Raw genomic sequence first — 13,817 nt, forward strand, 5'->3', positions numbered from 1 at the left:
TCAGAATCTACGCGCGTTCATCTACGCGCGTCGTATGCGCGTGGGAAGAGGAATTCCCGAGGAGAGGCAGACACGGACATGGCGCTGAACCGCCGGAGGTTTCTGAAGGAGTCGGCCGTGACGGGAGCGGGGGTGGCGGTCGCGGGTGCGGCGGCGGCTCCGGCGGCGCAGGCGGCACCGGTCTCGCGGGCCGCGGGGGCGAAGGGCCCCGGGAGGCCGGTGAAGCGGTACGCGCTGACCGTCATGGGGACGACGGACCTGCACGGGCATGTCTTCAACTGGGACTACTTCAAAGACGCGGAGTACGCGGACAAGGCGGGCAACGCCCAGGGCCTGGCGCGTATTTCGACGCTGGTGAACCAGGTGCGTGCGGAGAAGGGCCGCTGCAACACGCTGCTGCTGGACGCGGGTGACACGATCCAGGGGACTCCCCTGGCCTACTACTACGCGAAGGTGGACCCGATCACCGCCGAGGGCGGTCCGGTGCATCCGATGGCGCAGGCGATGAACGCGATCGGGTACGACGCGGCGGCGTTGGGCAACCACGAGTTCAACTACGGGATCGACACGCTGCGCAGGTTCGAGGCGCAGTGCGACTTCCCGCTGCTGGGGGCGAACGCGGTGGACGCTACGACGCTGCGGCCGGCGTTTCCGCCGTACTTCATGAAGCGGTTCCATGTGCCGGGGCTGCCGCCGGTGAAGGTGGCGGTGCTGGGGCTGACGAACCCGGGCATCGCGATCTGGGACAAGGCGTACGTGCAGGGGAAGCTGGCTTTCCCGGGGCTGGAGGAGCAGGCGGCGAAGTGGGTGCCGAAGCTGAAGTCGATGGGTGCGGACGTGGTGGTGGTGTCGGCGCACTCGGGGACGTCGGGGACGTCGTCGTACGGTGACCAGGTGCCGTACGTGGAGAACGCCGCGGCGAACGTGGCGCGGCAGGTCCCGGGCATCGACGCGATTCTGGTCGGGCACGCGCACGTGGAGATTCCGGAGCTGAAGGTCGTCAACGAGCGCACGGGCAGGACGGTCGTGCTGTCGGAGCCGCTGTGCTACGCGGAGCGGCTGACGCTGTTCGACATCGAGCTGGTGTTCTCGCGGGGGCGGTGGACGGTGGAGTCGGTGTCCGCGTCGCTGCGGAACTCCAGTGCGGTGGCCGACGACCCGGCGATCACGAAGCTGCTGACGGACGAGCACGAGCAGGTGGTGGCGTATGTCAACCAGGTCGTGGGGAAGGCGACCCAGACACTGACGACGGCAGAGGCGCGGTACAAGGACGCGCCGATCATCGATCTGATCACGACGGTGCAGGAGGACGTGGTCAGGGCGGCGCTGGCGGGGACGGAGTACGCGTCGCTGCCGGTGATCGCGCAGGCGTCGCCGTTCTCGCGGACGTCGGAGATCCCGGCCGGTGAGGTGACGATCCGGGATCTGTCGAGTCTGTACGTGTACGACAACACGCTGGTGGCGAAGTTGATGACGGGTGCGCAGGTCCGGGCGTACCTGGAGTACTCGGCGGAGTACTTCGTGCAGACGGCGGCGGATGCGGTGGTCGATGTGGAGACGCTGACGAATGCGAACGGCCGTCCGGACTACAACTACGACTATGTGTCCCGGCTGCGGTACGACATCGACATCGCGCGGGCGGCGGGTGAACGGATCACGCATCTGACGTTCGACGGTGCTCCGCTGGACGATGCGCAGCAGTTCGTGTTCGCGGTGAACAACTACCGGGCCAACGGCGGGGGTGCCTTCCCGTTCGTGGCGTCGGCGAAGGAGCTGTGGTCGGAGTCGACGGAGATCCGGACGCGGATCGCGGAGTGGGTGACGGCGAAGGGTGTGCTGGATCCGCGGGACTTCGCGTCGGTGGACTGGAGGCTGACGCGGGACGGTACACCGGTGTTCTAGGCGTCGGGGGGTCGGTGCGGCGCAGCGTGTCGTGGGGCGGGTCGGCTGGTGCCGGCCCGCCCTCGGCGTGTCAGCGGCCGTCGGCGAGGGGGGTGAGGGTGGCGGCGGCAGGGGCCCGCCGGGCCGGAGGGATGTGGGGGTGCCCGTCCAGGCCGAAGGTGGTGAAGGCGGTGCGGCCGGGGAGGGGGTAGATCTCCTTGCCGGTGAGGGTGTTGAGGATGGTTGCGCTGCGCCAGGCGGCGAGGCCGAGGTCGGGGGTGCCGACGCCGTGGGTGTGGCGTTCGGCGTTCTGGACGTAGACCGTTCCGGTGACGGAGGGGGCGAGGGCGAGGCGGAAGTGTTCGTCGATGCGGGGGCGTTGGCCCGCGTCGCGGCGCAGGTACGGGTCGAGCCCGGCGAGGAGGGTGGTGAGGGGGCGTTCGCGGTAGCCGGTGGCGAGGACGACGGCATCGGTGGCGAGGCGGGAGCGGGTGCCCTGTTCGATGTGTTCGAGGTGGAGTTCCACCTTGGTGGTGGCGAGGCGGCCGGCGGTGCGGACGCGGACGCCGGGGGTGAGGACGGTGTCGGGCCAGCCTCCGTGCAGGGTACGGCGGTAGAGCTCGTCGTGGATGGCGGTGAGCGTGTCGGCGTCGATGCCTTTGTGGAGCTGCCATTGGGCGGTGACGAGTTGGTCGCGGACGGGTTCGGTGAGGCCGTGGAAGTAGCGGGTGTAGTCGGGGGTGAAGTGTTCGAGGCCGAGTTTGGAGTACTCCATGGGGGCGAAGGCGGGGGTGCGGCCGATCCAGTGGAGGCCTTCGTGTCCGGTCGGGCGGTGGCGGAGGAGGTCCAGGAAGATCTCGGCTCCGGTCTGTCCGGAGCCGACGACGGTGACGTGGTCGGCGGTGCGCAGCGCGTCGCGGTGGTCGAGGTAGTCGGCGGCGTGGAGGACGGGGACGCCGGGTGCGTCGACGAGGGGCCGTAGTGGTTCGGGGACGTGGGGTTCGGTGCCGATGCCGAGGACGACGTTCCTGGCGTAGGTGCGGCCCAGTGCCTCGGCTTCGCCTTCGGTGTCGAGTTGGGTGAAGTCGACTTCGAAGAGGTCGCGTTCGGGGTTCCAGCGGACGGCGTCGACCTGGTGGCGGAAGTGCAGGGCGGGCAGGTGTTCGGCGACCCAGCGGCAGTAGGCGTCGTACTCGGCGCGGTGGATGTGGAAGCGTTCGGCGAAGTAGAAGGGGAAGAGGCGGTCGCGGGCCTTGAGGTAGTTGAGGAAACTCCATCGGCTGGCGGGGTCGGTGAGGGTGACGAGGTCGGCGAGGAAGGGCACCTGGATGCGGGCGCCGTCGATGAGCAGGCCGGGGTGCCAGTGGAAGCCGGGGTGCTGTTCGTAGAAGACGGTGTCGAGTTCGGTGAGGGGGTGGGCGAGGGCGGCCAGGGAGAGATTGAACGGGCCGATACCGATGCCGACGAGGTCGCGGGGGGCGTCGGGTTCGGGGCGTGGGGGCGTGCTCATGCGGGGGTGGGTCCTTCGGTGCGTTCGAGGATGTGGTCGAGGAGGAGGGCGAGGTCGGCGGGCCGGGTGTGGGGGTTGAGGAGGGTGGCCTTGAGCCAGAGCCGGCCGTCGAGGTGGGCCCGTCCGAGGACGGCGCGGCCGTCGGTGATCAGGCGGCGGCGCAGCTCGGCGACGGTGGTGTCGGGGGCGTGGGCGGGGCGGAAGAGGACGGTGCCGAGGGTGGGCCGGTCGTAGAGGTCGAGGCGGGGTTCGGCGGTGATGAGGTCGGCGAGGGTCTGGGCGTGGGTGAGGACCTGCTCGACGAGGGCGGCGAGGCCGCGGCGGCCGAGGGTCTTGAGGGTGGCGGCGATCTTGAGGACGTCGGGGCGGCGGCTGGTGCGCAGGGAGCGGCCGAGGAGGTCGGGGATGCCTGCCGCGGTGTCGTCGGGGGCGTTGAGGTAGTCGGCGTCGAGGTGGAGGGGGGTGAGGTCGGTGGGGTCGCGGACGGCGAGGAACCCGGCGGCGATGGGCTGCCAGCCGAGTTTGTGCAGGTCGAGGGTGACGGTGTGGGCTGCGTCGAGGCCGTCGAGCCGGGGGCGGTGGGCGGGGCTGAACAGGAGGGGGCCGGCGTAGGCGGCGTCGATGTGCAGGCGGGCGGCGTGGGCGGTGCACACGGCGGCGATGTCGGGGAGGGGGTCGATGAGGCCGGCGTCGGTGGTTCCCGCGGTGGCGGCGACGAGATGGGGGCCGGGCAGGTGGGTGAGGGCGGCGTCGAGGGCGGCGGGGTCGAGGGTGCCTGCGGGGGCGGGGACGGCGACGGGGTCGGGCAGGCCGAGGAGCCAGGCGGCGCGGGGGAGGGAGTGGTGGGCGTTCGCGCCGTGGACGAGGCGGAGGCCTGCGCCGTGCTTCTCACGGGCGAGGAGGAGGGCGAGTTGGTTGGACTCGGTGCCGCCGGTGGTGACGAGGGCGTCGGTCAGGCCTGCGTGCCGGGCGAGGGTGCGGGTGAGGAGGGTCTCCAGCGCAGAGGCCGCGGGGGCCTGGTCCCAGGAGTCGAGGGAGGGGTTGAGGGCGGAGGCGGCGAGGTCGGCGGCGGTGGCGACGGCGAGCGGCGGGCAGTGCAGGTGGGCGGCGCACAGCGGGTCGGCGGGGTCGGCGGAGCCTTCGGCGACCGCGGAGACGAGGGTACGGAGGGCGTCGGGGTCGCCGTTCTCGGGGAGGAGGTCGCCGACGGCGTCGCGCAGGCGCGCGGCGGTCTTGTCGGGGCCGCCGGCGGGCAGGGGGCCTCCACGGGCCCGGGTGCCGTCCTGGAGGGCGTCGAGGACGGTGTGGAGCAGGGGCCGCAGGGCGCCGGGGCCGTGGGGTCCTGAGGCGAGGGGCGGCGTGCTCATGGGTCCTCCGGGCGGGCGCGGGGCGGGAGTCCAGCTTGTCCGCGGTGGGGGCGGCGCGCCCGGAAAGCGCCTCGAAGCGACCCGAAAGTGGGTACTGCCCTGCGGGGCTGGCGGGTTGGGGTGGCGGAGTGAGGTGCCCCGGGGGTGGCCGGGAAGCCGGCGGGTGTCGGTGCGTGGCCCGGTAGCCCTGGCTCGGACACCGGGGGCGAGTAACCCATCGGCAGGCCCTGAGGGCCGTTTCTCCTGGTACGCGGGATCGGTCGAACATCGACCCCTACGGAACCTTCCGGCTCGCGGTGGACGCGCGGCGCGATCCCGGGGTGCCGGTTGCCGTGCCCGTCCTCGCACAGGGGCGGCGTCCGGGAAGCGCTCCGTGCCGGAGAGCGAAGGAAGTCGGTAGAGGGCGTGTGGCCTGCTCTGTTACGGTCCTGAGGCCGGCCGCGGGACTCCGGTGCGACTTCCGGAACCTGCCTGTGAAGCAACGATTCGCAGTTCGTGCCCCCATTCCCCGGCCGGCATCCACAACAACGGGGAACCAATCTGATGGATTCGTACGGGGACCTCATCGCAGCCGACGATGTGCTGCTCTTCGTCAACGCGGCGATCACCTCCACCGGCCAGCGCGAATTCCACGGCGATGCGGGCGAACAGCGGCTGTCCCTGGACTTCCTCCATGCATACATGCTGGGTAACTACCGCGACCTGTACGCCAGGGTCCTTGCGCTCGACATCAACGACCACAACGCAGTCCTGATCATCCGGCGCTTGCTGGAGACCACCGGTGAGGCCACTGCGGACCAGCGTCGCAGCGAGGGCCGGCTGATCGCGTGCCGTCTGGCGACGCTGCCGACACAGCGCGTGTACGGTCTGTTCGATGCCCTGCGCCGGGCCAGGGTGAACAACCGTCGCAGCCGCGCGATCATGCGCGACTGGCTGTCCGCCCGTCCTGACCTGGCGTTCGATGCCGTGAAGTACCGCGTCGGCCTCAAGCGGGCTCTTCGCCACGCGCACCTGGCCCCCGCCACCGAGGAGTTGGGGGCGTTCGTGTTCGCGCCGCTGACCCGCAAGCGCTACGCGGCACCTCTCCTGGAGACGTGGCGTCGGCGATCTCCGTCTGAGCTCGCAGCTCTACGGTGACGGGGCCGGTCTGGTCGAGGTCGGCCCGCGCCATGCCTACCTCTCCTGCATCCCGCACGGATTCGTCGCCACGTGGACGGGTGACGGCACGCCGGCAGCCGCCTACGGCACCCAGCTTTCCACCGACGGCAACGCGCCTCCCACCGCCACGATGGGCATGCACCTCCACCGCGGGATGGCCCGCCGTCAGGCCAAGGACCGGCTGCGGTTCCTCCCCATGCACCTGGCGCTGGAGGGCTACTGGCACTGCACTTCGGCGGCCCCTCGCTCGCCTGGGAGGAGTGGTCGCAGCGTGCGATCCGCCAAGGGCTCTCCCCGCGCGTCGAGGAAGCCCACGCGGGTGCCGACATACGCGGACTCTCCGACGCGCTGCGCATCTTCGAGATCCACCCCGACCAGTGCGGCGTGCTGGTCTACGTCGCCGACGCACTCGCGGCCGCGTTCGCGGTCCCGCATCCCGACGACTTGCCGCCAACGACTGGCACCTGGCCGACACCGCAGCCGACCTCGGCGTCGATGAGGCCCAGCTGGGGCTGCGGCTGGAGTCTGCCGGCTTCGGTTTCCTGCTCCGCCAGGACGTCCTGGACGGATACCGCAAGCAAGAACGAACCCGGACCGGATGAGAGTGGCGCGATCAGCTGTTCTGCCGCGGTGGATGCCGGATTCACCGCGGCGGGGCCGGAAGGGGCGGGGCGGGCACGGCGACCGGACCGGTGACCCCGCCCGCCGGGGCGGAAGGCCTCCCGTCGTCCCGTCGCCTCGGCCGGCGACCCGGTGTCCGAGGAAAGCACGGGGCCCGCGTGGGGCGGGGAGCCGGAGGGAGGCCCCGCAGCCTCCCGTCGGCGCCGGGTGCCCCCGGGACGGGGCCCGGTCGTCACGGGTTCGCAGGTGACGGCCGGGCCCCCTCCCGCAGGTGCGGGAGGCGGTGGCGTGGCCCGGCACCCGGGTGGTCCTAGGCCTGCCTGACGCGCAGCGCCCGGGCCAGGTCGTCGAGCTGGTCGGTGAGCTTGCGGCGCAGGGCGGGGATGGGGTCGGCGTCGCGCAGGCACTCCTCACCGAGGCGGAGGGTGTCGGCGTCGACGGCGTGGGCGGGGAAGGCCCAGCGGCCCGCGGCCTCGGCGATGGCGGCGCCACGGCGGGCGGCGACGGCGACGGCGTCCTGGAAGTAGCGGGGGACGTAGCCGCTGAGGAGGTCGGCCTGCTCGGGCTGCCAGAACCCCTGGGCGGTGGCGGTGAAGAGGTAGTTGGACAGGTCGTCGCGCTCGAACATCGCGGCCCAGGCACGGGCCTTGGCGTCCGGGTCGGGCAGTGCTGCCCGGCAGCGGGCGGCGCCTTCCTGGCCGGTGGCGCTGGGGTCTCGGTCGAGTTCGGCGGCGATGAGGGCGTCGTCGGTGGCCCCGAGGACGGCAAGCCGGGCCAGGATGCGCCAGCGCAGTTCGGGGTCGAGTTCGGGGCCGCCGGGGACGATGCCCTCGGCGAGCCAGGCGGCGAGGGCCCCGGGCTGGGCTGCGGTGTCGATGTAGTGGCGTACCGCGATCAGCCGCAGGCCGGGGTGGTCGCCGTCCTCGGTGCGGCGGATGAGGTCGCGGCACAGGGAACTGAGGGTGGCGAGGGCGGCGGGGCGCTGGTCGGGGCCGACGTAGCGGTCGGCGATGTGCGCGCGGGCGAAGGACAGGACGCCCTCGACGAGGGCGAGGTCGGTCTCCCGGGGCAGGTGGGCGCCGGCGGTGGCCAGGTAGTCGGCGGCGGCGAGGTCGCCGTCGCGGACCATGTCGCGCAGGGTGTTCCAGACGACGGCGCGGGTGAGCGCGTCGGGGATGCCGGAGATGCCGTGCAGGACGGTTTCCAGGGAGGTGTCGTCCAGGCGGACCTTGGCGTAGGTGAGGTCGAGGTCGTTGGGGACGACCAGGGCCGGCCGGGTGCCGGGGCGGGTGCCGGGCCGGGGCTCGGCGCCGTCCTGCGGCAGATCGGTCTCGTATCGCTCGCGCAGGACGAGTGTCCGGCCGTCGTTGAGGTCGCGGTCGTAGACGCCGACGGTGACGCGGTGGGGGCGGCTGCCGTCGTGGGTGAGGGCGAGGCTCCACCGGCCGGCGGCGGCGTCGACGGATGCGGTGACGGTGTCGACGCCGGTGGTGCGCAGCCAGGCGTCGGCCCATGCGTGGACGTCGCGTTCGGTCTGGGCGGCGAGGGAGTCGATGAAGTCGGCGAGGGTGGCGTTGGCGAACCGGTGGCGGGTGAAGTGGGTGTTGATGCCGGCGAGGAAGTCCTTCTCGCCTAGCCAGGCCACGAGTTGGCGCAGTGCGGAGGCGCCCTTGGCGTAGGAGATGCCGTCGAAGTTGAGCATGGCGGCGGCCGTGTCGCCGACGTGCTCGGGGGCGACGGGATGGGTGGAGGGGCGCTGGTCGGCGTCGTAGCCCCAGGCCTTGCGGACGACGCCGAAGTCGGTCCAGGTGTCGGTGAAGCGGGTGGCTTCGGTGAGGGTCTGGTAGCCCATGTACTCGGCGAAGGACTCGTTGAGCCAGATGTCGTCCCACCAGGTGAGGGTGACGAGGTCGCCGAACCACATGTGGGCCATCTCGTGGGCGATGACCATGGCACGGGTCTGGCGCTCGGTGTCGGTGACGGCCGAGCGGTAGACGAACTCGTCGCGGAAGGTGACCAGTCCGGGGTTCTCCATGGCGCCCGCGTTGAACTCGGGGACGAAGGCCTGGTCGTAGGAGTCGAAGGGGTAGGGCTCCTCGAACTTCTCGTGGTAGCGGTCGAAGCACGCGCGCGTGATGTCGAGGATCTCCTCGGCGTCGGCGTCGAGGTGGGCGGCGAGGGAGCGGCGGCAGTGGATGCCGAAGGGCAGGCCGCGGTGCTCGGTGCGCACGGAATGCCAGGGTCCGGCGGCGACGGCGACGAGGTAGGTGGAGATCAGAGGGGTGGGCGCGGCTTTCCAGCGGCCGTCGCCGAGGTGTTCGGTGAGGCCGTTGGCGAGGACGGTCCAGCCTTCGGGGGCGGTGACGGTGAGGTCGAAGACGGCCTTGAGGTCGGGCTGGTCGAAGGCGCCGAAGACGCGCTGGACGTCTTCCATGAACAGCTGGGTGTAGGTGTAGCTCTCGCCGTCGGTGGGGTCGGTGAAGCGGTGCATGCCCTCGCCGGTGCGGGAGTAGCGCATGGTGGCGTGCAGGTGCAGTTCGTGGGGGCCGGCGGTGAGGTTCTTCAGCGGGAGCCGGTTGCCGTCGAGGGCCTCGGGATCCAGGGGCTGTCCGTCGAGTGTGGCGGAGCGCAGCTCGGTGGGCTTGATTTCGACGAACGTGTCAGCGTCGGCCCGTGCGGTGAACCGGATGGCGGTGCGGGAGTCGAAGGTGTCGTCCCCGGTGGTCAGGTCGAGTTCGACCGTGTAGCGGTGGACGTCGAGGAGTCGGGCACGGGAGTGCGCTTCGTCGCGCGTCAGTACGGACATGCAGGACATGCTGCCTGATCACGTCGGCGACGCACAGGGGCGGATCGGTACGCGCGCTATGTCGCCTCGTGCGCGGGCGCCGGCGTCTGGGCGTCCCGCTGGACCGGAACACGGGCGTCCGGGTGGGGCGGGGCGACACGGGTCACGGGCGGCGGGCAGGAACCGGCGCCTTTGACGAGAGCGCGCAGCTCGCGGATCTCCGCTTCGAGGGTGAGGCGGCGCTGGTGGGTGTCGTAGAGGTAGCGGATCTTGGTGCGCAGGGCCCAGGGGTCGATGGGCTTGGAGACCAGGTCGGCGACGCCGAGGGCGAAGGCGGCGGCGGTCAGGTCCGGGTCGCGGCCGAAGCCGGTGAGCAGGACGACGGGGATGTGCCGGCTCTGGTCCAGGCGCCGCAGGTAGCGGACGACCTCCAGGCCGCTCATGCCGGGCATCTGCACGTCCAGCACGAGGAGACCGACCCGGCCGCGCAGCACCTGCTTGAGCGCCTCGTCGCCGCTGGTGGCGCGGCTGAGTGGGCGGCCGAGCGGGATGAGGGCGCTCTCCAGTGCGAACAGCGCGCCCGGGTGGTCGTCGACGATCAGGATCTCGGCATCCGACGGCATGGCCCGACGTCCCTTTCGCGGTGGGACCACCAGCTTACGTCCGCGACGCTGACGCCGCGTGCCCGTGGACTCACCTGCTGTGCGGATGCCGGGCGGCGGGGGGCGTGTCCCGCGGGATCTGCTCCGGGTCTGCCGAAGGGGCGGGCGGGTGGCCGCCGCGGTGGGGCGGGGGCGGACCGGCGCCGGAGGCGGTGAGGACCTGCGGGCGCCGGACGCCGTGGGGCGGACGGGCGGCGGATTCAGCCTGCGGCGCGGGTCGGGGCGGCGGCGGTGTTCCCGGCGGCGTCGGCGCTGCTCCCGGCGGTCTCGGCGATTCCCTCATGGTGTCTGATGACTTCAGCGATGATGAAGTTCAGGAACTTCTCGGCGAACGCCGGGTCCAGCTTGGCGCTCTCGGCCAGGGAGCGCAGCCGGGCGATCTGGCGGGCCTCGCGGTCGGGGTCGGCGGGCGGCAGCTGGTGGGCGGCCTTGAGGTGACCGACCTGCTGGGTGCACTTGAAGCGCTCGGCGAGCATGTGGACGACGGCCGCGTCGATGTTGTCGATGCTGTCGCGGAGCCGGGCGAGTTCGGCGCGCACGGCGGGCTCGACCTCACCGGTACCGGTGTTGCTGGTGGTCATGGCGGTCCACCCTAGTGCGTCGACGTGCGGCATGGTGATCTGCGGGTGCCGGGTGGAACCTGCGTAGAGTGGAATCGGGTTCAGGGCGTCTTGGGGGTTCGGGCGTGGCGAACGGCGGACCGGTCGAGCATGGCTACCCGCATCTGGAGACGGTGCGGGCCGCGATCACGGCGTTGTACCGGCGCCTGTCCAACGACACGGTCCGGACGTTCGCGACGAGCGTGGCGCCGGCGGACGTGGCGTTCTGCGACACCGACGATCTGCATCTGGGCGCCCAGCGGGTGGCGCGGGAGCTGGTGCGGCACTTCCGGCTGCCGGATGCGCGGGTGATCGTGTCCTTCCGCGAGATGACGCACGCCGCGAACGTCGAACTCACGGCGGGCCCGGAGTACTTCGTGGAGCTGAACGACCGGTTCCGTACGCATCGGCGGGACATCGGCGCGGCGTTGGCGCACGAGATCATGCACGTGTACCTGCACCGGCTGGATCTGGCGTTCCCGGGGACGCGGGACAACGAGATCCTCACGGACACCGCGACGACGTATCTGGGCGCGGGCTGGCTGCTGCTGGACGCCTTCCGGGAGGACGCGGTGTCGTCGCAGAAGCTGGGCTACCTCACGCCGGAGGAGTTCGGGTACGTGCTGGCGAAGCGGTCGCTGGTGTTCGGCGAGGACCCCTCGACGTGGTTCACCAGTCCGCAGGCGTACACGGCGTACGTGCGGGGCATGGAGCGGGCCCGGCGGGACGGGCAGCAGCCGCCGCTGACCGCGGCGGGGTGGGCGGGGCGCCGCCGCTACGCGCGCGACCGGCGGCAGGCCCAGGGCCACGCGCCCGGGCCGGCGGTGGACGGCGCCGGGTACTCCTTCGCGGAGGAGGGCCCCGGCCCGCTGCGGGTGACGTTCCCGTGCCCGACCTGCCACCAGCGGATCAGGGTGCCGGTGCAGGGCCGGGTGCGGGCCCGGTGCGGGCTGTGCCGGACGGTTCTGGAGTGCGACACCTGACGTCCCGGAGGTCGGCCACCAGGCGGCCGGGCCCCGCCCCTGCGCCCTGGGCGGGGTCAGGCGGGCCGCACGACGCCCCGCGCGCGGGCGGCCGCCAGCCACCTCGGGAACTCGCCGACCAGCCGGTCGTACAGGACGGCGTCGGAGACGCTCCGCGGGTTTGTGCCCGCGGGGAAGAAGCCGGCGTTGTCGACGACCCGCATATCCGGTACGGGCAGTTCATCCAGCTTGCGCAGGAAGTCGAACTGCTTGCCGCCGGGGTCCCCGAAGCCGATGAACTGCCAGAACAGCGGCAGCAACGCCGCCTTGCACAGGAACCGCTGCGCGGCGAGCTTGTTGATCGGGCCGCCGTCGGTCTGGAAGACGACCAGCGCGGGCTCCTCGGTGCCGCTGTCGAGGTAGTGGTCGATGACGGCGTCCATGGCGAGGTGGTAGCTGGTCCTGCCCATGTGCCCGAGCCCGGCCGCGATCCGCTCGACGCGGCCCCGGTGGTCGGTGAGGGCGATCTCGGTGACGGCGTCGACGTCGGTGGAGAAGAAGACCACCGGCACGCGCCCGTCGTCGTCGAGGTGCGCCGACAGGCCCAGTACCCGGTCGGCGAGCGCCTGCACACTGCCGTCCTGGTAGTACGGCTTCATCGAGCCCGAGTAGTCGAGCACGAGGTAGACGGCGGCCCTGAGGTCGCGCAGTCCGTGCTTCCTGAGTGACGCGCCCGCGGTCTTGTACAGGCTGACCAGCGCGGGCGCGGTCTCCTCCACCTCGGTCGCACTGATCGCGGCCATGCGACCCTCCCCCTTCGCACACGGAACCGGCAGCCGAGAGTACGGCACCCGGACCCCCGCCTCCGGCCGTTCACCGGTATTCGCTATTTTGTTCGCCGCCGTCCCCACCGGCTCACCGTCCCCGCCCCGTCCGCCAAGGAGCCGGCTCCGTGGAACCCGAGCACCGTCACCACCTGCTTCCGCCGTTCCAGGATCGAGTCGCGCGTCCGCTGCACCCGCCACCCCGCCTGGCCGGTGCGCTCCGCCGGCCTCGCCTCCTGGCGGGGCCACCTCGGCGGTCTGCTGGCCGGCGCGGCGGTGACCGCAGCGTACGCGTACGCTCCCAGGAACGGCGGTCGGGCACTGGTCCGGGCCGCGGCGTGTGTGACGCTGCCGGCGCTGCTCGCGCTGTGCACATGGGCGAAGGTTGTGGAGCTGACAGGAGGGGCGGCCTGACCGGGCCGCGGTGACTGCGATGAGACGTATCGGATTGCTGCTGCTGGCGGTCGTGCCCGTCGTGGCCGGAACGCTGTTCTACCTGTTCGGGCCCGGCGGGTCCGACGCGGCACCCGTCGCCGCCCAGACCGCCTCCCCTCGGAACGCCAAGGACGCCAAGGCGCGGGCCGAGCAGTCGGCCCCCACGCAGAAGTCGGAGGACGACCAGGTCATCGCCGACGCCCCGCCGGGCCTGGCCGCACCCGCCAAGAAGGAGCTGGCCCAGAAGATCGTCTCCACCGCCGAGAACTCCACGCTCCGCTGGCGCACCGCCTACGACCGCGTCGAGGACATCGGCGACGGCTGCGGCTACACCGCCGGCATCATCGGCTTCTGCACCGGCACCCACGACCTGCTGTCCCTGGTCGAGCACTACACCGAGGACCACCCCGGCAACGGCCTGGAGCCGTACCTGCCCGCCCTGCGCAAGGTCGACGGCACCGACTCCCACCAGGGCCTGGACCCCGGTTTCCGGGCCGCCTGGAAGGCCGAGGCGCAGCTCCCCGTCTTCCGCGCGGCCCAGGACCACGAGCGCGACCACGTCTACTTCGCCCCCTCCGTCCGCCTCGCCAAGCTCGACGGCCTCGGCACGCTCGGCCAGTTCATCTACTACGACGCGATGGTCTTCCACGGCCCCGGCATCGACAGGGACGGCTTCTACGTGCTGCGCGACCGCGCCATGGAGAAGGTGAAGACCCCGGCCGAGGGCGGCGACGAGAAGACCTACCTCAGCACCTTCCTCGGCATCCGCCGCGCCGCCATGAAGGAGCGCCGCGCCACCCTGGACACCTCCCGCATCGACACCGCCCAGCGCCGCTTCCTCGCCAACGGCAACATGGACCTGACCACCCCGCTGGTGTGGTCGGTGTACGGGGAGCGGTACCGGTTGCCGTGACATCCCCGCCGCCCTGAGGAACGGCGGTGCGCCGCCCGGCCCACCGCCGCGGGCCGCGATGCCGGGGCCCCTTCACCGCGCGCCGGGACGGCCCCGGTCC

Annotated in this window: 9 protein-coding genes and 2 pseudogenes; 5 read left to right on the forward strand and 6 right to left on the reverse strand. The window is 72.0% G+C overall.

The genetic code is table 11. The annotated features are described in order from the left end of the window. Positions 1 to 78 precede the first annotated feature (78 nt). Positions 79 to 1,902: a bifunctional UDP-sugar hydrolase/5'-nucleotidase gene (locus I3F54_RS06025; RefSeq protein ID WP_240117554.1), complete on the forward strand. Its 1,824-nt coding sequence runs from the start codon at positions 79 to 81 to the stop codon at positions 1,900 to 1,902. 70 nt (positions 1,903 to 1,972) lie between these two features. On the opposite strand, the gene I3F54_RS06030 is transcribed toward I3F54_RS06025, so the two are convergent. Together I3F54_RS06030 and I3F54_RS06035 are read right to left on the reverse strand one after the other, a co-directional pair. Then, complete coding sequence (locus I3F54_RS06030; protein ID WP_240117555.1) at positions 1,973 to 3,391, reverse strand: lysine N(6)-hydroxylase/L-ornithine N(5)-oxygenase family protein; 1,419 nt, start codon at positions 3,389 to 3,391, stop codon at positions 1,973 to 1,975. Next, positions 3,388 to 4,758 (reverse strand): aminotransferase class V-fold PLP-dependent enzyme, encoded by a 1,371-nt coding sequence (locus I3F54_RS06035; protein WP_240117556.1) that lies wholly within the window; start codon positions 4,756 to 4,758, stop codon positions 3,388 to 3,390. The genes I3F54_RS06030 and I3F54_RS06035 overlap by 4 nt, the downstream gene beginning before the upstream one ends. A 543-nt stretch (positions 4,759 to 5,301) precedes the next feature. On the opposite strand from I3F54_RS06035, the pseudogene I3F54_RS06040 reads away from it, so the two are divergent. Together I3F54_RS06040 and I3F54_RS06045 are read left to right on the forward strand one after the other, a co-directional pair. Continuing rightward, a pseudogene (locus I3F54_RS06040) lies at positions 5,302 to 5,862 on the forward strand (hypothetical protein); the annotation flags it as partial. Further along, positions 5,858 to 6,360: pseudogene (locus tag I3F54_RS06045) on the forward strand (hypothetical protein); the annotation flags it as partial. The pseudogenes I3F54_RS06040 and I3F54_RS06045, both read left to right, overlap by 5 nt. A 487-nt stretch (positions 6,361 to 6,847) precedes the next feature. Here the strand turns inward: I3F54_RS06045 and pepN are convergent. From pepN to I3F54_RS06060, 3 genes are all read right to left on the reverse strand, one after another. Continuing rightward, positions 6,848 to 9,352, reverse strand: coding sequence for an aminopeptidase N (pepN, locus tag I3F54_RS06050; RefSeq protein ID WP_240117557.1), 2,505 nt, complete (start codon positions 9,350 to 9,352; stop codon positions 6,848 to 6,850). A 47-nt stretch (positions 9,353 to 9,399) separates the two neighbouring features. Beyond that, positions 9,400 to 9,945: a two-component system response regulator gene (locus I3F54_RS06055; RefSeq protein ID WP_240117558.1), complete on the reverse strand. Its 546-nt coding sequence runs from the start codon at positions 9,943 to 9,945 to the stop codon at positions 9,400 to 9,402. Positions 9,946 to 10,184: 239 nt separating this feature from the next. Next, positions 10,185 to 10,565 (reverse strand): chorismate mutase, encoded by a 381-nt coding sequence (locus I3F54_RS06060; RefSeq protein WP_240117559.1) that lies wholly within the window; start codon positions 10,563 to 10,565, stop codon positions 10,185 to 10,187. Between the two features lie 104 nt (positions 10,566 to 10,669). Here I3F54_RS06060 and I3F54_RS06065 point away from each other — a divergent pair, with 104 nt between their 5' ends. After that, positions 10,670 to 11,566, forward strand: a complete 897-nt coding sequence (locus tag I3F54_RS06065) for a hypothetical protein (protein ID WP_240117560.1) — start codon at positions 10,670 to 10,672, stop codon at positions 11,564 to 11,566. A 56-nt stretch (positions 11,567 to 11,622) separates the two neighbouring features. Here I3F54_RS06065 and I3F54_RS06070 read toward each other — a convergent pair whose 3' ends face one another. After that, entirely contained in the window at positions 11,623 to 12,348 is a 726-nt protein-coding gene (locus I3F54_RS06070) for a VWA domain-containing protein (protein ID WP_240117561.1), read from the reverse strand. A gap of 454 nt (positions 12,349 to 12,802) precedes the next feature. Here I3F54_RS06070 and I3F54_RS06080 point away from each other — a divergent pair, with 454 nt between their 5' ends. Then, positions 12,803 to 13,717, forward strand: a complete 915-nt coding sequence (locus I3F54_RS06080) for a chitosanase (RefSeq protein ID WP_240117562.1) — start codon at positions 12,803 to 12,805, stop codon at positions 13,715 to 13,717. Positions 13,718 to 13,817 lie beyond the last annotated feature (100 nt).

Origin of the sequence: Streptomyces sp. MUM 2J (assembly GCF_022414535.1) — a bacterium.
Taxonomy (GTDB): domain Bacteria; phylum Actinomycetota; class Actinomycetes; order Streptomycetales; family Streptomycetaceae; genus Streptomyces.